Raw genomic sequence first — 23,422 nt, 5'->3', positions numbered from 1 at the left:
CTGCAACCCGGAGGATTACGGCGTTATCGGTGTCAGTAACTCACCTTCCGGGCTGAAAACAAGCAGCATCCTTTCGCCATTTCGGTTTACCAACGCCACCACTTCATCGTCGCGGTAATTCTCCAGATCGAGAATGTCCAGACCTTCGAATGCCAGTTGCCTACGCCAGTTGCGGAAGGCTACGCCAGATTCGGATGTATCCACTCTCGCCAGGATACTCTCTGTGCCAGTCACCGGCGCCGCCTGGCCTTCAACAAAGCTCCCGTTGGTATTGCCCGACACCACAATATCACCGTCAAACCGGACACCACTGGTCAGGAATTCGTTGGATAGATCGCCCGCATCATCAACGGTGTACGCGCTCAGAGGTTCGCCTGACGTATTGAATCCCAAAACAAAGCCGGCCCGATTATCCAGCCGCGAGCGAATAATCTCATCCTCCGCATTTTCGGTACCGGCATCCTCTGGCTGAGCTTCACGGAATCGGTAGCTATAGGGTGCGTCGCCGACCAGCACCACCCCGGCACCACCATACAGACCGTCCCCGAGCGATTCAGAACTGTCTTCACCCACCTGATGCACGGTCGGTGACTCTCCGGTGTTGCCATTGAAGAAATACGGGCCAACATTTCCCAGGCCATCCAGCGTCATTGGCGACGCCCCGAACAACAGAGCCAGGGAGCCTTGTGAGCTACCACCGACTACCGTCTCATCACCTGATGAGCCAACCTGCCGCGTCCAGGCCAGGGTCGGCTCCAGAGCTCCTGCGTTCTCCGCCGTATCAATGCGGGCCAGGAAACTGTCGGTGCCGCCCTGGTAGGCACCGGTATTCCAGGCACCGAGGGTTTCGCCGCCCACCAACACATAACCAGTGGTGCCGTTAATGCCCACCCATCGCACCGAATCGTCCGCCGGCGTGCCAATTCTGAAGATATTGTTTCCGGTCCAGCTCGGAAGATAGTTCCCCGAAGCACCGTCATAATGGAACAGGGCCGTTACCGCATCAGACCCGCCAACGGGAGCACCCGGTTCTGCTTGGTCAGAGCTAAAAGCAACGGCAATTTCATAACGATTCACACGGTTATTGTTTTCAGTGACCGTTCGTACCCCAACGTCCAGGAATACGTCTGAAGGTTGCAGCGCTATCGCCGGGTCTGTCACCTCAACAATCTGCAGCTCCGTACCCGCCTGGTCATAAATGCGGACCTGGACCTGATTGTTCCCTGGAAGGTAACCAGCAACAAACACCCGGCCCTCATGGCCCAGCGACACATCCGTTGCCATAAAGCCATCACTCCAGACCAGCGGTTCAATCAGACGGTTAAGGTTCAACCTCAGCAGTGTTTCAGACTCGCCCCTCGCATATCCGGCCCGGCCAGCCTGGTAATTTACATCGACGCCAATAGGCGCTGCGTTGTCGTCCAATTCATCCTGAAGATTGTTGTAAACAAGCGCACGCACACCAAAGGTGATTTCATCCTGCTCCAGCGGGAATACCAGCTCCTCAATTGGGTCGTAGGTACCCTGAGCATTCTTCTCAACAATCTCGAAAGTCTCGTCCTCGACAACACCGGTCAGCTCACCAATTCTTGTCAGCTTGGCTCTGAACAGGGTTTTACGGTCACCCGTGAGAATGGCGCGATACTCACGAGTCGTCTCGGTATTGATCGTATCGCGACTACCGCCATTGACGGTTTCTATGCTGAGTAGCGGCTCGTTATCCTCAATTGAAAGGTTGGCCTTGACCTCAACGCTACCATTGCCCAGGGAGGCAATGCCCTGGCGTACTTCGGTCAGAACCATGGTCGCCACTTCTGTTGGCTCGGGAAGCAGGTCGTCAACCACTTCAAAGGGGATATAGCACTCGGTAAGACCGGGCTTCAGTGTCACAACACCGCCGGTTACCGTATCGCCAGTCGTGTCATACTCGACGTACTCGAGGGGGTTACCCTCTTTATCAACGGGGTGATTCAGTTCGTCGCTGAGCGCAACAAGGTCTTCGCCAATAATAATCGCACCGGTGTTGGCGCGGCTATATTTGCAGGCCTGATGGGCGGGATCAGTTTCGTCATTGTCACAGGCAGTTGGGTCGAAATCAGAACGCAGCTCAAAGGCGATTTTGACTTCGGTAACGGAGGGTTGATCCAGATTTACTTTTACATACGCGCGCTTTGTTGGGTAGGTGACTGACTCAGTTCCATCCGGCGCGCCCTCACCCGTGAACTTCTGGAGCTCGTAAGAATAGGAGCCGGCATCAAGCTCAGGCACCGCACACCCTTCTTCCAACTCGTCTTCGGAGTCCTGGCTTTCACCTTCTTTCAGATTGGCTCCGGCTAAGGTGATAACGTTCCGCTTGACGTCGATATCAAACGGCTGAAAACCCGCCATGCGGCCGTCCGTGGTGACTATCTCGATATTCTCGGTCTGGCCAAGATCAGCTTCACCCCGGTTGCCCCCGGATAGCCCAGGCACACCGCGCATGATAATACCCTGACGCGCCTTATTGCTGGTGTCTTCCAGCGCAAGCCAGGATGGTGCATTAGTCAGTGAGTAATCGAGAATGCTTTCGCCGCCATAGGCGCCCCAGTTGTAGTAATACTCCACCCCCAGATAGGCGGTGGTCGGTGGCGCCCCCAACAACGTGGGCTGGTCAGGATCTTTTTCGGTCTTGCAGCCGGTTGCTGCCAGGGCAATCAGGGCAACACCAAGGAGGCGGCCCGAGGCGGTTGAGCGGGAGAACAAATCGGCGCGCATGCAAAAATCCGTTTCATGACGTTATTGTTATGGCCGTGCCCGGATGCCTGGCATCCGGTTTACACACCGTTACAGATCAACGCCATGGTAGCCAATTTGAATCCGGAGCGATCTGCGCGAGTTCTCAGATTCTTTGGCCAGCAGCCCTCAGACCTCGATACCATGCTCCCGCAGCAGATTGGCCAGCCCCTCCTCGTCCAACACCGGCACCCCCAACTGCTCAGCCTTGGCCAGCTTGGAGCCAGCGGCCTCGCCTGCGACAACGCAGGCGGTTTTTTTGGAGACACTACCAGCAACCTTGGCACCGAGCTGCTCAAGCTTTTCCTTGGCTTGATCCCGTGTCATGCCTGAGAGAGTGCCGGTCAATACCCAGGTCTGACCACTGAGAGGCTGTTCATCGACTGACAGCACTTGCTCTTCCTGCCAGGTGACGCCGGCCTTTTTCAGCGCCGCCAGTGTTTCCTGATTATGGGGCTGACCAAAGAAGCTCCGGATATGACCGGCCACAATCGGCCCGACGTCAGGCACCGTCTGGAGAGACGCTTCATCCGCTTCGGAAATCGCTTCCAGCGTGCCGAAATGGGCTGCCAGCCCCTTGGCCGTGGCCTCACCCACTTCACGAATACCAAGTGCATAAAGGAAACGCCAAAGCACCGGTTCACGGGAGCGATCGATGGCGGCAACAAGATTTGCCGCAGATTTGTCGCCCATGCGCTCCAGACTTGCGATCTGAAATTTCGTCAGCCGGTAAAGATCCGCCACGGTGCTGACCATACCTTCGTCCACCAACATCTCGATCAAGCGGTCCCCAAGGCCCTCAATATCCATGGCTTTCCGGGAGGCATAATGCCGGATCGCTTCCTTGCGCTGAGCCGGGCAATAGAGACCGCCCGAACACCGCGCAACGGCTTCTCCTTCAATCTGGACAATATCCGAGCCACAGACCGGGCAGTGCTCGGGCATTTCAACCGTCGGCGCCTTGGCCGGGCGCTTTTCCGGCACCACCTTCACTACCTGCGGGATAACATCGCCAGCCCGGCGAATAAACACCGTATCGCCGATATGAACGTCCAGGCGTCGGATCTCATCCATATTGTGCAGGGTCGCATTTGACACGGTCACGCCGCCGACAAACACCGGTTTCAGGCGGGCTACCGGTGTTACTGCTCCGGTTCGGCCCACCTGGAATTCCACATCTTCAATGATCGTCAGCTCTTCCTGGGCCGGAAACTTGTGGGCGATCGCCCAACGCGGGGCGCGGGAAACAAAACCCAGCTCCTGTTGAAGATCGAGACGGTTTACCTTGAACACGATGCCATCGATTTCGTAAGGCAAGCTGTCGCGCTTGGCCATCAATTCGTTGTAGGCATCCAGACAGGCTTCCACGCCCTCAGCCTTGCGCATTTCCGGATTAATCCGGAAGCCCCAGCCCCGGACAAGCTGCAAACTGTCCCAATGAGTTTCAGGCAGTACACTTTCATCAGTTACCGCCATACTGTAGGCACACAGCTCCAACGGGCGCCTGGCGGTTACCGTCGATTTCTTCTGGCGCAGGCTTCCGGCAGCAGCGTTGCGGGGATTTACAAAGGTCTTCTCGCCCTGCTCTGCCAGGCGCTCATTCAGCTTCTCGAAACCGGCACGGGGCATGTACACCTCGCCGCGGACCTCAACAAGATCCGGATATCCCGAGCCACGCAGCTTGAGAGGTACCGACGGAATGGTACGAATATTGGCGGTGATATCTTCGCCGGTATAGCCGTCACCCCGGGTCGCGGCACGGGTTAATGTACCGTTTTCGTAGTGCAGGCTGACGGCGAGACCGTCCAGCTTGGGCTCACAGACATACTCAATGGCCCCGTCCGCTCCCAACCGGTCACGAACCCGACGGTCAAAATCCCGGAGTTCGTCCTCACTGAAGGCATTATCCAGTGACAGCATTGGCAGGCGATGGATAACTTCCTCGAAACTGGTCTCAGCGCTGCTGCCTACCCGGCGGGTCGGCGAATCCTCCGTCGCCAGTTCCGGGTGTTCGGCTTCGAGCTTCTGCAACTCCCGAAACAACCGATCGTACTCGGCGTCGGGGATCCTGGGGTCGTCCTGAACGTAATAGTAGTAATTGTGGTCTTCGAGGGTAGCGCGCAGAGAGTCCACGCGCTTCCGGATAGTTTCGGGAACGTTGGTCATCGGGTCTGGGGTCCGGACGGGCTGCTAGGCTCGCTGGGAGCGTTGTTTGCGTTCAAACTCACGAATGCGCTGGCGACAGTGCTCAATGGTTTGCGGCGTCATTACGCTTCGGCGCTCATCTTTCAGTTCACCACCAAGGTTTCGGACTACGCACTGGGCAGTTTCAAGCATAAACTCGAAGGCCTGCAACGCATTGGTGGGCCCCGGCAGGCTCATGAAGAAACTGATACCAGGGGTGCTGAGGCCGGCCATGTCCTGCGGGCGGAAGGTACCCGGCTCCACGGCATTGGCCACACTGAACTGCACAGGCGTGGTGGTGTCCTCGGATTCATGGCGGTGGTAAATGTCCATATCGCCATGCTCCAGGCCGCAGGCCTCAAACAGGCTCTTGAGCTTGCTGCCCTGGAACTGCTCGCCGCTGCGAGCCAACACGTTAATCACCAGCACTTCCCTGGCCTCGGGGCGATTGGCTCCGGCCAGGGGCTGATTCTTGCGCGACTTGTTGGGCGTTCGCCTGGCGGTATCTTCCTCAACCTCGGTGGTAACCACCGGCGGCTCTTCCGCTCTGGGTTCGGGTTCGGCTTTGGCCTTTTCAGGAACGGAGGGCCTGGTTTTCGATCTATCCACCTCCGTTGCCGGAGTTTTGACCGCCTCGGGCTCAACGGGCTCGGATTCTTCTGTTTCCGGTTTCACGACCCTGGGCGGACTCAGGATACCGTCATCCTCATCGTCGTCCCGGGCGCTCCAGCCAGATTCCGGGGTTACATCGTCTTCTTGATCAGTACTTACGGGCGCGGACATATCGCGCTTCAGATAGCCCCGGTCTTCCAGTGTCGAGCGGGAAACCGTGCGAGCACCACCGTTTGGCAATTCCGGGTTGAAGTCATCATCCAACGGGGAATCCTTGAGCTCGTCAGCCCCCATACCGGACGAAATGGCCATGGATTCCTTCCGGGCACGCCGCATACGGCGCACACCGTCAATCACAATTCCAATAATAACCAGGGTACCTATGGCAATTAACCATTCCCTAAGTGACATAATGCTGCTGTCCTGTTTGCAGTTTGGAACGTTGCTACTCTAAGAAAAGCCCGTAATGAATACAACGCACACCGGGCCCAGATGGCGTTATTGTCATGGTTGGCGAGCATTTCACCAACCACTGCGCCTATCAGGCCTCAGCCAGCGCGGCGGCCTCATCCACATCAACAGATACCAGCCGCGAGCAGCCGGGTTCGTGCATGGTGACCCCCATTAACTGATCCGCCATTTCCATGGCGATCTTATTATGGGTAATGTAGATGAACTGAACCTGTTTCGACATCTCCTTAACCATATTCGCGTAGCGACCCACGTTGGCGTCGTCCAGCGGCGCGTCCACTTCGTCCAGCATACAGAACGGAGCGGGATTGAGCTGGAAAATCGAGAACACAAGCGCGATGGCTGTCAGCGCCTTCTCACCCCCCGACAACAGGTGGATGGTGCTGTTCTTCTTGCCCGGCGGCCTCGCCATGATGGCCACGCCAGTCTCCAGCAAGTCTTCCCCGGTCAACTCGAGATAGGCATTGCCGCCACCGAATACTTTCGGGAAAAGGGCCTGCAGGCCGCCATTCACCTGATCAAACGTCTCTTTGAAGCGCTGCCGGGTTTCCCGGTCAATTTTCCGGATAGCATTGTCCAGGGTTTCCAGCGCTTCCATCAGGTCGTTGTGCTGCTCGTCCAGGTAGGTCTTTCGCTCACTTTGTACCTGATACTCTTCAATGGCCGCGAGGTTAATTGCTCCCAGACGCTGGATACGGTTACCGATTTTCTCCAGCTCTTCAGCCCAGACCTTTTCTTCAGCATCCTCTGGCAGCTGTTCGAGCACTTCCTGGAGCTTAACGTCGAGTTCCTTGAGCTGCTCAATATGGTTGCCGGAGCGAATTTCCAGGGCCTGGGATTCCATCTTCAGTTTTTCCAGCCGAGCCCGGATTTCCTGAACCTGATGCTCGGTTCGGCTCCGCCCCTGTTCGCGATCACGAACCTGTCGATCAATCTCTTCCAGGGCATCCCGGGCGGCACTGAGCTTTTCTTCTTCGGCCAGTCGTCGTTCCAGCAAGCCTTCAAGTTGCAACTGGAGATCCTCAATAGGTTCCTCGGCACTTTCGCGGGATTCCCTGAGTACATCCAGCCGCTCTTGCAGGCGCTCTTTCTGCATCTGCATCCGGTCGATAGTCTGCTGCAGTCCGTCGCGCTGGCTCTGGAGGGTCTGCAACTGTAGTTGCAGTTGATGAGCGTGATCACGGTCATGCCGGGCTTCCTGGCGCAGGCGGTCCAGTGTTTCCCTCAGGGAATCCCGTTGCTCCAGCAACTGCTCTTTCTCTTCCTCACTGTCCTCGCTGGATGCGAGTGCAATATCCCACTCTTCACGGGCTTCCTGGAGGTTGGCCTGCTGCTCTTCCAACGCCAGGCCCACATCCGCAATGTCTTCCCTGATCCGGGACAGCCGGGCTTCAATCTGCTCTGCCCTGGCTTTCAGACCACTGGCACGTGAGGCCAGAGCCCCAAGCTCCCGCTCAACGTCGCTGTGGCGGGCTTGAGCCTCGTCCCGTTCGGTTTCGGCACGCTCCGCCCTCTCCTGGAGATGCTCGAGTTGCTCGGTTGCCTGCTCCAGCCTGGCTTCTGCTTCCGCCAGCTTTGCCTGCAATTCCGTTACCTTTTTCTGACGCTCAATCACACCAACCTGAGCAGCATCGGAGTCAGGCATCAGCAACCAGTCACGAGAGAGCCAGACACCGTCCCGGGTGATGATGCTCTCGCCAGGCGCCAGACCAGATCGGTTGGCCATGGCTTCAGAAAGGGTATCCGCAGCCTGAACCGAAGAAAGCAGCTGGCTGATCGCCCCGACACCACTGACCTTGGCCGCCAGGCCACGGGTTTCGGAGGCAACGGCACGGTCACTGACCACCGCAAAACCTTTGGGGGCCGATTCCAGCGCCGTAGCCAGTTGATCGAATTCCGGCAATGTCAGGCCCTGAGTGAAGCGGCCAATGACCTGCTCGACGGCAAACTCCCAGCCGTCCTCAATCGACAATTTCGCAGCAAGTCGCGGCGCGTCGGTCAGCCCATGATCGGCCAGCCACGATTGCAGGGCATCGTCGCCTGCACCCATTTGTTCGTCCAGCAGTGCCTGCTGGGACTCCATCGTGGCTTTGAGGCTTTGTACCGTCTGGCGATATTCAGATGAACTCTGTTCGGCGTCGCGCAAAGCCTGTCGGCTCGAATACACCTGATCCTGCAGTTGCTGAATACGCTCCGCGGTTTCTTCCCTTTTCAGTTCCAGGGTTTCCTGTTCTTCCAGAAGCTGCTCGAGCTCCGAGCGATCCAATTGTCCGTCCAGCAGCGCCTGCTCATCGCGCAATTTCTGTTGTCGGGTTTTCAGCTGTTCGATGGCGTCTTCAAGAGAGCGAATTCGGGATTGCGCCAGTTCGGCCTGCCGGCGGGCATCCGATGAACGGGTACTGAACTCATCCCAGCGGTGCTGCCAGTCACTCATGGCCTCTTCTGCCTGCTGGAGCTTCTCGGCCGACTCCTCTGAACGTATCGCCAATGCCTCCTGCTCAGGCTCGATCATGTCGAGCTCTTCCCGGAGCGTGGCCAGCTTTTCTTCATCCTGTTCCAGTTCGCGGCCTAATTCGCGCTCGTTGGCCATGGCCTGATCCAGCTCTGCCGCAGTCTGTCGGCTGCGCTCGCGCTGGTGCTCCAGACTTTGCTCAATACGGGCAATGTCGGCCCCGGCCTCATAGTACCGGGCCTGAGCCCGGTTAAAGTGCTCGGTCCGTTCATGGTGGTCTTCCCGGAGCGATTCCAGCGAAGTTTCCAGGTTCACCCTTTCGGTCAGGAACTTCTCAAGTTCCAGCTCGGTATCGCGGATTTTTCCGCGCCAGGTCTGAAGATCGTCATCAAGGGCTTTCCAGCGCAACACCGTTAGCTCGGCTTTCTTTTCGCGCTCTTCCTGTTTATAGGCTTTGTATTTTTCCGCGGCTGCAGCCTGACGTTCCAGGTGCTGCAGTTGGCGTCCAAGCTCTTCGCGAAGGTCTGTCAGCCGCTCCAGGTTCTCCTGGGTGCGGCGAATACGGTTCTCCGTTTCCCGCCTCCGTTCCTTGTACTTGGAAATGCCCGCAGCTTCCTCGATGTATACCCGCAATTCTTCGGGTTTCGCTTCAATCAGCCGGGAAATCATGCCCTGCTCGATAATGGCGTAACTGCGCGGCCCGAGACCGGTGCCAAGGAACAGATCGGTAATGTCACGACGACGGCATTTGGAGCCATTCAGGAAATACTCGGATTGCCCTTCCCGGGATACCCGGCGTTTTACCGAAATCTCGTTGAACTTCACAAACTCGCCGGGCGCCGATCCGTCACTGTTGTCAAAAACAAGTTCAATCGACGCCTGTCCCACCGGCTTGCGGGCACTGGAACCATTGAAGATAACGTCGGTCATCGATTCGCCACGCAGGTACTTCGCGGAACTTTCACCCATTACCCAGCGAACGGCATCGATAATATTGGACTTGCCACAGCCGTTAGGGCCCACCACCGCGGTCATGTTGGAGGGGAAAGGCACCGTAGTGGGATCAACGAAGGATTTGAACCCCGCGAGCTTGATGGACTTCAGCCGCATATCAGGCGGTCTCCTCCGTGAGAATACTCAGAACCTGGTGGCGCTGATGCTCGCCAAAGTCCTGAATAACCCGTTGCAGACGCTCGGAATCACCCTCAACGGCAGCATCGGCCAGACGACGGAAGAAGGTACCGGTTTCTGCGATCTCACTTCGGAAATGATCCAGCGCCACGTAATAGGTCCGGCTGATGGCGGGACGGAAGTTTTCCAGGGTTTCCTCAAGAAAGGGATTCTCGACCAGGCGGTAGGCATACTGCATGACCCCGAACCCCGCTTCAATGACCCGCTCAGCGGCATCGGGCGCATTGGAGTTGAGGGCATCAATAACCGCCTGCATTTCATTAACCTGACCCATCACACCGCCGAGCTGTTCACCTGGCCAACGCTCCAGCACCTTGCGAGCCAACATGCACAGCAGATCAATGTAAATATCGTAAAGGGCATTCACCGAGTCTATCGTCAGCTCCGACACCACCGCCCCGCGCCGGGGATAGATCTCAACCAGATGACGCCGCTCGAGAATCAGCAGAGCCTCACGCACGGAGCCGCGGCTGACATTCAGATCGCCGGAGACCTTGAGCTCCTGAATTCGCTCTCCCGGCTTGAGATCGCGAACAACAATGCGCTGCCCCAGATGCTGGGCAATCTGTTCGGATAGGCTTTCCGGTGCCTGAAATCTCATAAATCGACAGCTCACTTGGTACATTCAAGCGCAGGAGTTTATCACAGGCTTTTGGCAGCCCCACCCCTTTGTCCGACATTTCGATTGCACGTCTTCAGAACCGGCAACCCGCTGCCGGAATTTTGACAACCAGGCAAATATTATCTGCCAGTTTATAGAATCGACTTTAAAAGGAGACATTTACCTGTTGTTTTTATTGGTTTTTTATATTATGGCATTTTTTCTGCTTATTGGTACAGCAAATCACTTTGTCACCAGCAGAGCGTCCTACTGTGAAAAACCTGACATCGATCCGGCCAAACACTTCCCGCCCCGCGCGGCTTGCCGCTTTGAAGCAGTCGTTCCAGGACTGGAACAACACCTCCGATGTCATGGCCCGGCTGGCCAGACGCCTGAGCACCACTCTCTCCCTCGAGGCGCAACTGTCGATTCTGGCGGAGGAGATGACAGACATGGTGCCTTTCGACTCACTCAATTACCGGCACCGCATCGCCCGTCAGGACTTTGTTTTTTCCACTGGCATGGGCGGACCCCATCGCTGCGAATACCGTCTCTCTCTGGAAGGTCACCAGTATGGCACTCTGACGTTACACCGTCGCCAGCGATTCAGCGAAGAGGAACTGACGGGTATCGAGATGATGCTCTCCGGTGCGATCTGCCATATTCGCAATGCCTGCCAGTTCATTGCCATCGAACAGACCGCACTGACGGATTCCCTGACTGGCATTGGCAACAAACGGGCACTGGTCGAGGCGCTCCAGCGCGCCAGCGCCATGGCGGACAGACACGGCGCCCCCTGGAGCTTGATCCTGTGCGATCTGGATCACTTCAAACTGATTAACGACAACCACGGCCACGTGGTTGGCGACCACATTCTCGCTCGCACCGCAGAAAAGCTTGAGCAGGCCCTGCGTAATTCCGACACGGTCTATCGCTTTGGTGGTGAGGAGTTTGCCATTCTCCTGCCTCATACCAACGAGCAGGAAGCCCGTGACGTAGCAGATCGGATTCGGGGTGCCATTGAAAGCATTCGAGTGGACGGTGGTGAAACACCTTTGACGGTTACCGCCAGTTGCGGTGTGGCGATGCATCTGACGGATGAACAGCCCGAGCAATGGCTTGCCCGGGCCGACGAAGCACTCTACCGGGCCAAGGCGGCCGGCAGAAACTGCACGCGGGTATTCGCAAGTATTTCCTGAAGAGAGGCCTCAGCGTGCTGGCTTTCTGCCCTTGCCTGCAGATGGCTTCCCGCGGGAATCTGACCGGGCTTTTGGCGGCGCACCATCGGCGACTTGCCAGCTTCCACCTTTACGCGTCCGTTGCAGTGATTTACCAGGACTCTTGCGGCGCTTGCGATCATGGGCAGCCTGCTCTCCCGGAGTTTTCTGAGGTACAGCAACGCTGCCGAGCCCGACGGCACGGCTCAGCGCATCAACACCCTTCTGATCCAGCTCTTCCCAACGGCCCATGGTCAACCGGCTGGGCAGGAAGATCGGTCCATACCGTACCCGCTTGAGACGACTCACCCGAACGCCCTGAGATTCCCAAAGACGGCGCACCTCCCGGTTGCGACCTTCCAGCAAGGTTACGTGGAACCACTGGTTCATACCTTTGCCACCCGCCGGGCTGATATCGGTAAACTTGGCCATGCCGTCTTCAAGCAGCACACCTTCCTTCAGGCGCTCAATCATGGCGTCATCCACTTCACCGAATACCCGAACCGCGTATTCCCGGTCAATCTGACTGGAGGGATGCATCAAGCGATTCGCCAACTCACCGTCAGTGGTAAACAACACCAGACCGGTAGTGTTGATATCCAGACGCCCAATGGAGATCCAGCGCTGGTCCTTGAGCCGCGGCAGGCGGTCAAACACCGTGGGCCGCCCTTCCGGGTCTTTCCGGCTGGTCACCTCACCTTCCGGCTTGTTGTAAATCAGCACCCGACGCACAACTTCGGCAGCTGAACTCACGTCCAGCAGCTTGCCATCAAGCTCAAAACGATCAGAAGTGGAAGCCTTCTGGCCAGGCTGAACCGGAACGCCATTGACCAGCAGTCGACCGGCCTCTATCCAGCCTTCCACTTCCCGCCGGGAGCCAACGCCGGCGCGGGCAAGCAGCTTCTGCACCCGCTCGGGGCCTGCACTTAGAGACTGATCGCTACGGGCTGTTTTGTTTTCGGGGCCTTTTGCCGCCATAAGGGTAGATATCCTTGATATACGGGGCTGAAACCTGGGTTTCAGTGAAGTGTCTGATCCGATTCAGGCGCCTGGGACTCCGAGTCAGAGTCCGGACTGGCACCGGAACCATCAGGAGAGTCGAATTTGATCTCTCCCTGCATGTTCTGCTCTATTTCCCGACCGATTTCCTCAAGGTCACGCACCTCAGAAAGCGGAGGCAGTTCATCCAGCCCGGTCAGGTTGAAATAATCGAGGAACTGGCGTGTGGTGGCATACATGGCAGGCCGCCCAGGGACATCCCGATGACCGACCACGCGCACCCACTCTCGCTCAAGCAGTGTTCGAATGATATTGCTGCTTACCGTAACACCACGAATATCCTCGATCTCGCCACGGGTGATGGGCTGACGATAGGCAATCAGGGCCAGAGTTTCGAGAAGCGCCCGGGAATAACGCTGGGGCTTTTCCTCATACAGCCGACCAACCCATGGCGCAAACTCTTCCCTGACCTGCAATCGGTACCCGCTGGCAACCTTACTAAGCTCGAAGCCGCGGCCTTCGCAGGATTGCTCCAGCATCATCAGCGCATGCTCCATCACCTGCCGGGCCGGGCGCTCATCTTCGCCAAACAGCTCGCGCAGCTGCTCCAGAGACAACGGCTTGCCGGCCGCCAACAGTGCCGCCTCCGCAATAGCCTGAATACGGGCCAGATGTTCTTCGTTCATAGTGTCACTCGATCCTTCAGCTTGCCGCCCGCGCCCTGACATGAATGGGGCCGAGCACTTCCGCCTGAACGATTTCAATCAGCTGTTCTTTCACCAGTTCCAGTGTGGCAAGAAAGGTGACCACCACGCCAAGCCGGCCCTCTTCAAGGGTAAACAGGCTCTCGAATGTTACGAACCGGTCGCCCTGCAGCACAGACAGAATGTGGGACATCCGCTCCCTTGTCGATAACCGCTCTTTCTCGACATGGTGGCTGGTAAACAGATCCGCCCTCTGCAAAACACCCTGCAACGCCAGTAACAGCTCCTTCATATCAACGTCCGGATGGGGTTGCGATGACGGAAGCTTGGGTAAAGCAGCGGAAGCCGGATAGGTATCCCGTTCCATGCGCGGGATCTCATCGATATCCTCCGCAGCCTTCTTGAAGCGTTCGTACTGCTGCAGCCGGCGAATCAGCTCTGCCCGGGGGTCAATATCGTCTTCATCGTCACTCTCCTGGCGGGGTAGCAACATACGGGATTTAATCTCCGCCAGGGTCGCAGCCATCACCAGGTACTCGGCTGCCAGCTCGAACCGCATCGCTTCCACCGCACCAATGTAATCCATGTACTGGCGTGTGATTTCACTGACATCAATATCGAGGATATTCATGTTCTGGCGGCGAATGAGGTAGAGCAGCAAATCCAGCGGCCCCTCAAAGGCCTCCAGAAAAACCGCGAGGGCATCCGGCGGGATATATAGATCCTTGGGGATATCCACCAGGGGTTTGCCGGATACGAGCGCCAGCGGCACCTGTTCCGGTGTCGTTGCCTGCGCTTCTTCCGGCTCCCTGGTGTCTTCGGTCATGCCTTTGCCAGCCTTTGACGTTATTGGCGGTCAGGAATCAGCGGTAGCTGAGCCCCATCGCTGCACGGACTTCTTCCAGGGTATCACGGGCGGCATCGCGCGCATGCTCTCGCCCTTCCTGCAGAATGGAATGCACCAGATCCGGATTGCTCTCGTATTCCCGGGCACGCTCATGCAACGGCTTCTGTTCCTCGATGATGGCATCGATCAGCGGCTTTTTGCAGTCCAGGCAGCCAATACCGGCGCTGCGGCAGCCTTCCTGTACCCACTGGCAGGTCTGCTCGTCCGAGTAGACTTTGTGCATACCCCAGACCGGGCACTTCTCCGGCTCGCCCGGGTCTGTCCGTCGCACCCGCTGCGGGTCGGTTTGCATGGTCCGGATCTTTTGAGCAACACTGTCCGGATCTTCACGCAAGCCAATGTAATTGTTGTAAGACTTGGACATCTTCTGTCCGTCCAGCCCCGGCATCTTGGATTCCGGCGTCAGCAACGGCTGCGGCTCCGGCAGTATCACCTTGCCGCCGCCTTCAATGAAACCGTATAGCCGCTCGCGGTCACCCAGCGAAATGTTCTGCTGTTCTTTCAGCAGGGCCCGTGCGGTCTCAAGCGCCTCAAAATCGCCTTCTTCCTGATACCGTTTTTTCAGGTTGCGATAGAGTTTCGCGTTCTTTTTGCCCATCTTGACGATAGCGGCCTCGGCCTGCTCTTCGAAACCGGGCTCGCGACCATAGATGTGGTTAAACCGACGGGCGATTTCACGGGTAATCTCAACGTGGGATACCTGATCAGCACCAACCGGCACCTTGCCTGCACGATACATCAGGATATCCGCAGTCTGGAGCAGCGGGTAACCGAGGAAGCCGTAGGTGGCCAGATCCTTTTCCCGCAGCTTTTCCTGCTGATCCTTGTAGGTAGGAATGCGTTCCAGCCAGCCCAGGGGCGTGATCATAGACAACAACAGGTGCAGCTCGGCGTGTTCCGGTACCTGGGACTGGATAAACATGGTGGACGAGCCCGGATTAACTCCGGCCGCCAGCCAGTCGATGACCATATCCCATACGCTTTGCTCAATGCCTGAGGGATCATCGTATTGCGTGGTCAGGGCGTGCCAGTCCGCCACAAAGAAGAAGCACTCATACTCGTGCTGGAGCTTGACCCAGTTTTTCAGCACACCATGGTAGTGGCCGAGGTGCAGCTTGCCGGTCGGACGCATGCCGGACAACACTCTTTGCTGGGAATCGACAGAACTCAAAGCACGAACTCCTTCTTTCTGTTTATAGAGCGCCGGAGATCAGCGCCTAAACCGGCCGCTGAAATCAGGCTGACCGGGCATTATAGTCTTTACACTCGCCGGCGTTAAGCAATGCGGCACAAAACCGAGGCTCTATAACGCAAAACCCCCGGAATTCTCGCGAATCCGGGGGTTTTGGTGAAGCTCAGGGCTGCTTTACCAGCCAGTCACTTCCTTCAGGGCCTTGCCGATTTCGGCCAGGCTGCGCACGGTTTTAACACCGGCGTCTTCCAGGGCAGCAAACTTCTCGTCCGCCGTACCCTTACCACCAGAGATGATGGCGCCAGCATGGCCCATACGCTTGCCCGGAGGTGCAGTGACACCGGCAATGTAGGAAACCACCGGCTTGGTGACGTTCTCTTTGATGAACGCAGCCGCTTCTTCCTCAGCGGTACCACCGATCTCACCAATCATGACGATGGCTTCGGTTTCCGGATCTTCCTGCAGCAGCTTCAGAATGTCGATGAAGTTGGAGCCAGGAATCGGGTCGCCACCGATACCGATACAGGTGGACTGACCGTAGCCGAAGTCCGTGGTCTGCTTGACCGCTTCGTAGGTCAGGGTGCCGGAACGGGACACGATACCAACCTTACCCTTCTTGTGGATATGGCCAGGCATGATGCCGATCTTGCACTCGTCCGGAGTGATCACGCCCGGGCAGTTCGGGCCGATCATGCGAACGCCTTTACGATCAACGTATTCTTTGGCGTACAGCATGTCGATGGTCGGAATACCTTCAGTGATACAAACGATCAGCTGAATACCGGCGTCGGCCGCTTCGATGATGGCGTCTTTACAGAACGGAGCCGGAACGTAAATGACGGTCGCTTCAGCGCCGGTCTTTTCTACCGCTTCACGTACGGTGTTGAACACCGGCAGACCCAGATGCTCAGTGCCGCCCTTACCGGGGCTGACACCACCTACCATCTTGGTGCCATAAGCGATGGCCTGCTCAGAGTGGAAGGTACCCTGTGCGCCGGTAAAGCCCTGGCAGATAACCTTGGTGTCTTTGTTGATCAGGATGCTCATTATTTACCCCCTGCGGCTTTAACGACTTGCTCTGCGGCGTCCGCCAGGCTGGTGGCGGCGATGATGTTCAGGCCACTTTCGGCGAGTACCTTGGTACCCAGCTCCGCGTTGTTGCCTTCCAGACGAACCACAACAGGCACTTTAACGCCGACTTCTTTAACCGCACCGATGATGCCCTCAGCGATCATGTCGCAGCGAACAATACCACCGAAGATGTTAACCAGAACGGCCTGTACCGCGTCGTCAGACAGGATGATCTTGAACGCTTCGGATACGCGCTCTTTGGTTGCGCCGCCGCCTACGTCCAGGAAGTTGGCAGGCTGGCCGCCGGACAGCTTGATGATGTCCATGGTGCCCATGGCCAGGCCAGCACCGTTAACCATGCAGCCGATGTTGCCTTCCAGCGCAACATAGTTGAGCTCCCACTTGGCCGCTTCCGCTTCCCGGGAATCTTCCTGGGAGGGATCGTGCATCTCGTGGATTTTCTTCTGACGGTACAGTGCGTTGCCGTCTACACCTACTTTGGCGTCGAGGCAGTGCAGGTCACCAGCCGGGGTGATCACCAGCGGGTTGATCTCAACCAGAGCCAGGTCGCACTCTTCAAACAGTTTGGCCAGGCCCAGGAAAATCTTGGTGAACTGACCGATCTGCTTGCCTTCCAGGCCCAGCTTGAATGCCAGTTCACGACCCTGGTACGGCTGCGCGCCGACCAGCGGATCAATTTCGGCTTTCAGGATCTTTTCCGGAGTTTCTTCGGCAACCTTCTCGATTTCCACGCCACCTTCAGTGGAGGCCATGAAAACGATACGACGGGAACCACGGTCTACCACAGCGCCCAGGTAAAGTTCCTGATCGATGTCGGTGAGGGATTCAACCAGAATCTTGCTGACTGGCTGGCCGTTTTCGTCGGTCTGGTAGGTAACCAGGTTCTTACCCAGCCACTTTTCGGCGAATTCACGGATCTCTTCTTTGCTCTTGACCAGCTTTACACCGCCGGCCTTGCCGCGACCACCGGCGTGAACCTGGGCTTTCACTACCCAGCCGTCACCGCCGATTTCGTCTGCCGCTGCTACGGCTTCCTTGGGAGTATCGCAGGCAATGCCTTTGGATACGGGCAGGCCGTACTCAGCGAACAGCTGCTTGCCCTGATATTCGTGCAAATTCATAGTTAATGTCCCGTCTATTGATGGAGGATAACCACGTACGGAAATGAACCCGTCAGTGCACCGCCATTGGTGCAGCTGGAACGAATTCGTTCTGGCAGGCCAGGGATCGCCTCGGCCTGCCGGTCACACATGCGAAAAGCCGCCGTTATGATGGCAGCGGGGCGCCCCAGTTGGCGCCCCGTATTCCGACAATGCGTTACTTCTTCTTGCGACGGTTGGCGACGTGAATCGCACCGCCAGCAACGGCCAGGGCCGCTTCGTGCACAGACTCGGACAGAGTCGGGTGCGCGAAACAGGTCAGGGCCAGATCTTCTGCGCTTGAACCGAATTCCATGGCGATCACGCCCTGGGCAACGATTTCAGACGCCTGCGGACCCACCACGTGGAAGCCAAGAATACGGTCGGTCTTCGCATCTGCGATGATCTTGACCATACCGGAAGCGGCATTGGCAGCCATGGCACGACCGTTCGCCGCAAACGGGAAGGTTCCGACGTTGTATTCTTCGCCTTCAGCTTTCAGCTGCTCTTCGGTCTTGCCGACCCAGGCAACCTCAGGGAAGGTATAGATGACATTCGGGATGCAGTCGTAATTGACCTGAGGCTTATGCCCGGCAATACGCTCAGCAACCATCACGCCCTCTTCAGACGCTTTGTGGGCCAGCATTGGACCACGAACCACATCACCGATGGCCCAGACACCCGGTGCTTCGGTCTTGCAGTTGTCGTCTACGAAAATAAAGCCCCGCTCATCCATGGTCACGCCGGAGTCTTCAGCCAGTGCACCATCGGTGTACGGACGACGGCCAACAGCCACGATCAGCTTGTCAAACTTGGCGTCTTGCTTACCCTTGGAGTCTTCGTAGCTGACGTTAACCAGCTTGCGCTTGACTTCCGCGCCAGTCATGCGGGCGCCCATCACGATGTTCAGGCCCTGCTTCTGGAACTGCTTCAACGCATCCTTGGCACACTGCTGGTCAACCGCCGGCAGGAAACTGTCCTGCGCTTCGATCACGGTTACTTCTGAACCCAGGCGGGCCCAGACGCTACCCAGCTCCAGACCAATAACACCGGCACCGATCACACCAAGACGCTTGGGCACTTCGGTAAACTCCAGCGCACCCTCGGAATCGACGATGTACTCACCGTCGAACGGCGCCGGCGGAATCTCGATCGGCCGGGAACCGGTGGCGATGATCACGTTGTCGGCTTCGTAGGTCTTGGTTTTGCCATCCTTGTCGGTGACTTCCACCTTACGACCGGCCAACAACTTGCCGTGGCCGTGGATCGAGGTGACGCCATTGGCCTTGAACAGGCCAGCAATGCCACCGGTCAGCTGCTTAACGATACCAGCCTTGCGCTCCATCATCTTGGCAACGTCGATTTTCACGTCCTTGGCCAGGATGCCCATAGAGTCGTAATCGTGGCTGGCTTCCTCAAACTTGTGAGTCACTTCCAGCAGGGCCTTGGACGGGATACAGCCTACGTTCAGGCAGGTACCACCGAGCACCTGGCTCTTGCCGTCTTTACCAGTCCAGGACTCAACACAGGCGGTCTTAAGACCCAACTGAGCGGCTTTAATGGCAGCAACGTAACCACCGGGGCCTGCACCAATGACAATAACGTCGAACTTATCGGACATAATCTTTCCTGTTATCGAATTCGTTGAGTGTCAGATTACACATCCAGCAGGATACGTGCCGGGTCTTCCAGCATTTCCTTGATCGCCACCAGGAACTGCACCGCTTCCTTGCCATCGATCATACGGTGATCGTATGACAGCGCCAGGTACATCATCGGCAGAATCTCAACCTTGCCATTTACCGCCATCGGGCGCTCCTGGATCTTGTGCATACCCAGAATGGCAGTCTGGGGCGGATTCAGGATCGGCGTGGAGATCAGAGACCCGAAAATACCACCGTTGGTGATGGTGAAGGTGCCACCGGTCATATCTTCAATGGCCAGCTTGCCTTCCTTCGCCTTGGTACCGTACTCGACGATCTTCTTCTCGATGTCGGCCAGACCCATGGCGTCGGTGTCACGCAGAACCGGTACCACCAGGCCACGGTCGGTGGATACTGCTACGCCTACGTCCTGATAGCCGTGGTAAACCATGTCGTTGCCGTCAATGGAGGCGTTTACTGCCGGGAAGCGCTTCAGAGCTTCGGTAGCCGCTTTGGTGAAAAACGACATGAAGCCCAGCTTGATGCCGTGGCGCTTCACGAAGCTGTCCTGGTACTGCTTACGCAGTTCCATGATCGGCGCCATGTTCACCTCGTTAAAGGTGGTCAGCATGGCTGCTGTCTGCTGGGCATCAACGAGACGCTTGGCGATGCTGGCACGCAGGCGGGTCATCGGAACCCGCTTCTCGGCGCGCTCGCCCTGGCCAACGTTCACCTCAGGCATCGCTGCCGGCTTGGCGGCAGCCGCTCCACCGGAAGATTTGTTGCTGTCCACGTAGTTCTGAACGTCTTCCTTGGTAACACGGCCATCTTTACCGGTGCCCTTTACCGCGCTCGGGTCAACGTTGTTTTCTTCGGCCAGCTTGCGGGCAGCCGGGCTCAGAATGGCGTCGCCGGAAGCAGCTTCGGATTTCTCCTCGGCTTTCGGTGCTTCGGCTTTCGCTTCAGACTTGCTCTCGGCCGGCTTGGATTCACCTGCTGCGCCTTCCTTGAACTTGCCGATGACCTCACCGCTTTCCACGGTGTCGCCTTCGTTCTTGAGAACTTCTTCGATCACACCATCCGCCGGCGCAACCACTTCGAGCACAACCTTGTCGGTTTCGATATCGACAATCAGCTCGTCACGGGAACAGGCCTCACCCGGCTGCTTGTGCCAGGTCGCGACGGTGCCTTCGGCAACCGACTCAGGGAAAACGGGGGCTTTAATCTCTGTTGACATTACGGATCCTTAGTTCGGTAGCTCGTCAGATTTCAAACGCGTCGTTAACCAGTTTCTTCTGCTCTTCGATGTGAACAGACATGTGTCCACAGGCAGGAGCAGCAGAAGCCTCACGACCGGCATACTGGAGATATAGCTTGGGATTCAGGCGCTGCAGTGCGTTCCGCATGTGATGCTGACTGCAATACCAGGCTCCCTGGTTCATCGGCTCTTCCTGACACCAGACCACATGCTTGAGCTTGCTGTACTGGCTCAGCAGTTCGTCCAGGTCATCGCTCGGGAATGGGTACAATTGTTCGATACGAACAATCGCGACATCGTCCCGCTCATCCGCCTTCTTCTTCTCCAGAAGATCATAGTAGACCTTGCCACTGCAGAGGATCAGGCGAGTCACTTTTTTGGGATCGGACGGCTCTTTCTCCGGCAGAATTGTCTGGAATGTGCCGGATGTCAGGTCGTCCAGACCCGAAATGGCTTCCTTATGGCGCAGCAGGCTCTTGGGCGTAATGGCAACCAACGGCTTGCGCAACGGACGCTTCACCTGCCGACGCAACATGTGGAATACCTGAGACGGTGTAGTCGGCACACAGACCTGAATATTGTGTTCTGCACACAGCTGCAGGAAACGCTCCAGACGGGCGGAACTGTGCTCCGGCCCCTGCCCTTCATAACCGTGCGGCAGCAGCAGTGTCAGGCCACACAGTCGACCCCACTTATGCTCACCACTGGTCAGGAACTGATCAATCACCACCTGTGCACCGTTGGCAAAGTCACCAAACTGGGCTTCCCAGACAATCAGCGCGTTCGGCGTTGTGGTGGAATAACCGTATTCGAACGCCATCACCGCTTCTTCAGACAGCAGTGAGTCATAGATGTCGAACTTCGGCTGATCGTCTTTCAGATTCTGCAGGGAAATATGAGTAGACCCATCTTTCTGGTTATGCAGAACAGCATGACGGTGCGAGAAGGTGCCCCGGCCCACGTCCTGACCAGTCAGGCGGATCGGGTGGCCTTCGTTCAGCAAAGTGGCGTAGGCCATCATTTCGCCGTAGCCCCAGTTCAGGGACAGCGCGCCGGCCGTCATCTTCTCGCGATCATTAACAATCTTGGAAACCTGGCGCTGGATGCTGAACCCTTCCGGCACTTCAGTCAGCTTCTTGCCCAGTTTCTGGACGGTTTTCAGCGCAACGCTGGTCTTGCACTTCGCTGTCCACTCATGGCCCAGATACGGAGCCCAGTCCACGTAAAGCTCTTTGTTAGGCTCTTTAACCAGAGACTTGACCACGTGATCACCCTTGTCCAGGGCGTCCCGGTAATCAGTCTCCATCTGCTTGGCTTCATCTTCGGTGATCACACCGGCTTCAACCAGCTGATCCGCGTAGATCGCACGGGTGGTCTTCAGCTTGCGGATCTTGTCGTACATCAGCGGCTGGGTCGCTGCCGGCTCATCCGCCTCGTTATGGCCTCGACGACGGTAGCAAACCAGATCAATCACCACATCACGCTTGAATTCGTTGCGGTAGTCCATCGCCATCTGGGTGGCAAACATCACCGCTTCAGGATCGTCTGCGTTCACATGCAGAATCGGCGCCTGAACCATCTTGGCAACGTCGGTGCAATACTCGGTGGAACGAGCATCTTCCTGCTTGCTGGTGGTGAAGCCAACCTGGTTGTTGATCACGATGTGGATGGTACCGCCAACACCAAAGCCCCGGGTCTGGGACATCTGGAAGGTTTCCATCACTACGCCCTGCCCGGCAAACGCAGCGTCGCCGTGCATCACAATGGGCACCACGGTACTGCCATCGGTATCGCCACGACGGTCCTGACGGGCGCGTACCGAGCCTTCCACTACCGGGGATACGATTTCCAGGTGAGACGGGTTGAAGGCCATGGCCAGGTGAACCTCGCCACCCGGCGTCATTACGTTTGAGGAGAAGCCCTGGTGGTATTTCACGTCGCCGGAGCCGGAATCCGCGAGCTTCTTGCCCTCGAATTCATCAAACAGTTCTTTCGGATTTTTGCCCAGGGTGTTGACCAGCACGTTCAGTCGACCGCGGTGGGCCATGCCCAGCACGATCTCTTTGGCGCCATAGGAGCCCGCACGCTGAATCAGCTCGTCCAGGCAGGGGATCAGACTTTCACCGCCCTCGAGACCAAAACGCTTGACGCCCGGATAACGGGAACCCAGGTATTTTTCCAGCCCTTCGGCAGCCGTCAGGCGCTCAAGGATATGCTTGCGGGTTTCGGTCTCGTATTCCGGACGGGAACGAACCGGCTCCATACGTTGCTGGAACCAACGCTTGATGCGCGTGTCTACCACATGCATGTATTCAGCGCCGATGCTCTCGCAGTAAGTCTGGCGCAGGCCTTGGACAATATCGCCGAGTTTCATGCTCTCGGAACCAAAGTTCAGAGAGCCGGTCTGGAACTCCAGATCAAGATCGGATTCGCCCAATTCGTGGAATCGCGGGTCCAGATCTTCTACCTGAGGACGTTGCCAGACACCCAGAGGATCAAGCTTTGCTTCCTGGTGACCGCGGAAACGGAAAGCGTTGATCAGCTGCAGAACACGGATCTGTTTTTTATCAGCGTCGGACGTAGCACTGGCAGGCACGCCATTGGTCGCCAGAAAACGCTGATTGCGGGAGATGTGCTCAAACTGCTCGCGGATGGTGGAGTGAACGATGTCGCGGCCCTGATAGCCATCGACGCTCGGGAGTTTGTCGAAGTAACTCCGCCACTCTTCTGGAACTGCATTGGGGTCTGTCAGGTAGGTTTCAAAAAGCTGTTCAACATAGGCAAGATTACCACCCTGCAGGTGGGAAGTCTGCCATAACTGCTCCATGATGCTTTCGTGCATTTTGAATAGCTCACCTTGGGCTGGTGCGGGGGAGCCAGTATGGTCGGCCAGGGGTAATTCTCAGTCAATACGGGTTATTACGGCATGACTTTGGCCACCACACCCGGCAAGGATGTTTTCCGTCCCCAGTGATTTTTATACTCAGC

General features: G+C 57.1%; 15 protein-coding genes. 1 reads left to right on the top strand and 14 read right to left on the bottom strand.

The window, feature by feature from the left end; all coding sequences use genetic code 11:
- Window positions 1–15: 15 nt before the first annotated feature.
- The 5 genes from ARC85_RS17540 to ARC85_RS17520 form a co-directional block, all read right to left on the bottom strand.
- Window positions 16–2,754, bottom strand: a complete 2,739-nt coding sequence (locus ARC85_RS17540; RefSeq protein WP_286715633.1) for a hypothetical protein — start codon at window positions 2,752–2,754, stop codon at window positions 16–18.
- Between the two features lie 147 nt (window positions 2,755–2,901).
- Window positions 2,902–4,938 carry an NAD-dependent DNA ligase LigA gene (gene ligA / locus ARC85_RS17535; RefSeq protein ID WP_286715631.1) on the bottom strand — a complete coding sequence of 679 codons (2,037 nt, stop codon included), beginning with the start codon at window positions 4,936–4,938 and terminating at the stop codon, window positions 2,902–2,904.
- 24 nt (window positions 4,939–4,962) lie between these two features.
- Entirely contained in the window at window positions 4,963–5,979 is a 1,017-nt protein-coding gene (gene zipA, locus ARC85_RS17530; RefSeq protein ID WP_286715629.1) for a cell division protein ZipA, read from the bottom strand.
- A 130-nt stretch (window positions 5,980–6,109) separates the two neighbouring features.
- Window positions 6,110–9,601: a chromosome segregation protein SMC gene (gene smc, locus ARC85_RS17525; RefSeq protein WP_286715627.1), complete on the bottom strand. Its 3,492-nt coding sequence runs from the start codon at window positions 9,599–9,601 to the stop codon at window positions 6,110–6,112.
- Between the two features lies 1 nt (window position 9,602).
- Window positions 9,603–10,283 (bottom strand): GntR family transcriptional regulator, encoded by a 681-nt coding sequence (locus tag ARC85_RS17520; RefSeq protein WP_014421712.1) that lies wholly within the window; start codon window positions 10,281–10,283, stop codon window positions 9,603–9,605.
- 272 nt (window positions 10,284–10,555) lie between these two features.
- Between ARC85_RS17520 and ARC85_RS17515 the strand changes: the two genes are divergently transcribed.
- Window positions 10,556–11,482: a GGDEF domain-containing protein gene (locus ARC85_RS17515; RefSeq protein ID WP_286715625.1), complete on the top strand. Its 927-nt coding sequence runs from the start codon at window positions 10,556–10,558 to the stop codon at window positions 11,480–11,482.
- A gap of 9 nt (window positions 11,483–11,491) precedes the next feature.
- Here the strand turns inward: ARC85_RS17515 and rluB are convergent, their stop codons facing one another.
- The 9 genes from rluB to ARC85_RS17470 all read right to left on the bottom strand — a co-directional run bounded on the left by rluB (window position 11,492) and on the right by ARC85_RS17470 (window position 23,276).
- Window positions 11,492–12,478: a 23S rRNA pseudouridine(2605) synthase RluB gene (gene rluB, locus ARC85_RS17510; RefSeq protein ID WP_011784670.1), complete on the bottom strand. Its 987-nt coding sequence runs from the start codon at window positions 12,476–12,478 to the stop codon at window positions 11,492–11,494.
- A 41-nt stretch (window positions 12,479–12,519) separates the two neighbouring features.
- Window positions 12,520–13,185: an SMC-Scp complex subunit ScpB gene (scpB, locus tag ARC85_RS17505; RefSeq protein ID WP_011784669.1), complete on the bottom strand. Its 666-nt coding sequence runs from the start codon at window positions 13,183–13,185 to the stop codon at window positions 12,520–12,522.
- Between the two features lie 16 nt (window positions 13,186–13,201).
- The gene (locus ARC85_RS17500; protein WP_011784668.1) at window positions 13,202–14,029 is read right to left on the bottom strand and encodes a segregation and condensation protein A; all 828 of its coding nucleotides are present in this window, start codon (window positions 14,027–14,029) and stop codon (window positions 13,202–13,204) included.
- Between the two features lie 37 nt (window positions 14,030–14,066).
- A complete protein-coding gene (locus tag ARC85_RS17495) occupies window positions 14,067–15,281 on the bottom strand; it encodes a tryptophan--tRNA ligase (protein ID WP_011784667.1) in 1,215 nt (404 codons plus the stop codon).
- Window positions 15,282–15,476: 195 nt separating this feature from the next.
- A complete protein-coding gene (sucD, locus tag ARC85_RS17490; RefSeq protein ID WP_011784666.1) occupies window positions 15,477–16,349 on the bottom strand; it encodes a succinate--CoA ligase subunit alpha in 873 nt (290 codons plus the stop codon).
- Window positions 16,349–17,515, bottom strand: a complete 1,167-nt coding sequence (gene sucC / locus ARC85_RS17485; RefSeq protein WP_011784665.1) for an ADP-forming succinate--CoA ligase subunit beta — start codon at window positions 17,513–17,515, stop codon at window positions 16,349–16,351. Before sucC ends, sucD begins: the two co-directional genes overlap by 1 nt.
- A gap of 196 nt (window positions 17,516–17,711) precedes the next feature.
- On the bottom strand, window positions 17,712–19,154 hold the full coding sequence (lpdA, locus tag ARC85_RS17480; RefSeq protein WP_011784664.1) for a dihydrolipoyl dehydrogenase: 1,443 nt from the start codon (window positions 19,152–19,154) through the stop codon (window positions 17,712–17,714).
- A 35-nt stretch (window positions 19,155–19,189) separates the two neighbouring features.
- On the bottom strand, window positions 19,190–20,413 hold the full coding sequence (gene odhB / locus ARC85_RS17475) for a 2-oxoglutarate dehydrogenase complex dihydrolipoyllysine-residue succinyltransferase (RefSeq protein ID WP_011784663.1): 1,224 nt from the start codon (window positions 20,411–20,413) through the stop codon (window positions 19,190–19,192).
- 25 nt (window positions 20,414–20,438) lie between these two features.
- Window positions 20,439–23,276: a 2-oxoglutarate dehydrogenase E1 component gene (locus ARC85_RS17470; RefSeq protein WP_011784662.1), complete on the bottom strand. Its 2,838-nt coding sequence runs from the start codon at window positions 23,274–23,276 to the stop codon at window positions 20,439–20,441.
- Window positions 23,277–23,422: the final 146 nt, after the last annotated feature.

It is taken from the genome of Marinobacter sp. tcs-11, assembly GCF_002049515.1.
GTDB lineage: Bacteria > Pseudomonadota > Gammaproteobacteria > Pseudomonadales > Oleiphilaceae > Marinobacter > Marinobacter nauticus.
Note: the sequence above shows the minus strand (reverse complement) of the source record. Positions and strands in the feature narration are given on the sequence as shown.

Excerpts from the sequence above, each read along its gene's own strand:
- ARC85_RS17540 (WP_286715633.1), bottom strand. The coding sequence starts at position 2,754 with ATGCGCGCCGATTTGTTCTCCCGCTCAACCGCCTCGGGCCGCCTCCTT.
- ligA (WP_286715631.1), bottom strand. The coding sequence starts at position 4,938 with ATGACCAACGTTCCCGAAACTATCCGGAAGCGCGTGGACTCTCTGCGC.
- zipA (WP_286715629.1), bottom strand. The coding sequence starts at position 5,979 with ATGTCACTTAGGGAATGGTTAATTGCCATAGGTACCCTGGTTATTATT.
- smc (WP_286715627.1), bottom strand. The coding sequence starts at position 9,601 with ATGCGGCTGAAGTCCATCAAGCTCGCGGGGTTCAAATCCTTCGTTGAT.
- ARC85_RS17520 (WP_014421712.1), bottom strand. The coding sequence starts at position 10,283 with ATGAGATTTCAGGCACCGGAAAGCCTATCCGAACAGATTGCCCAGCAT.
- rluB (WP_011784670.1), bottom strand. The coding sequence starts at position 12,478 with ATGGCGGCAAAAGGCCCCGAAAACAAAACAGCCCGTAGCGATCAGTCT.
- scpB (WP_011784669.1), bottom strand. The coding sequence starts at position 13,185 with ATGAACGAAGAACATCTGGCCCGTATTCAGGCTATTGCGGAGGCGGCA.
- ARC85_RS17500 (WP_011784668.1), bottom strand. The coding sequence starts at position 14,029 with ATGACCGAAGACACCAGGGAGCCGGAAGAAGCGCAGGCAACGACACCG.
- sucD (WP_011784666.1), bottom strand. The coding sequence starts at position 16,349 with ATGAGCATCCTGATCAACAAAGACACCAAGGTTATCTGCCAGGGCTTT.
- sucC (WP_011784665.1), bottom strand. The coding sequence starts at position 17,515 with ATGAATTTGCACGAATATCAGGGCAAGCAGCTGTTCGCTGAGTACGGC.
- lpdA (WP_011784664.1), bottom strand. The coding sequence starts at position 19,154 with ATGTCCGATAAGTTCGACGTTATTGTCATTGGTGCAGGCCCCGGTGGT.
- odhB (WP_011784663.1), bottom strand. The coding sequence starts at position 20,413 with ATGTCAACAGAGATTAAAGCCCCCGTTTTCCCTGAGTCGGTTGCCGAA.
- ARC85_RS17470 (WP_011784662.1), bottom strand. The coding sequence starts at position 23,276 with ATGCACGAAAGCATCATGGAGCAGTTATGGCAGACTTCCCACCTGCAG.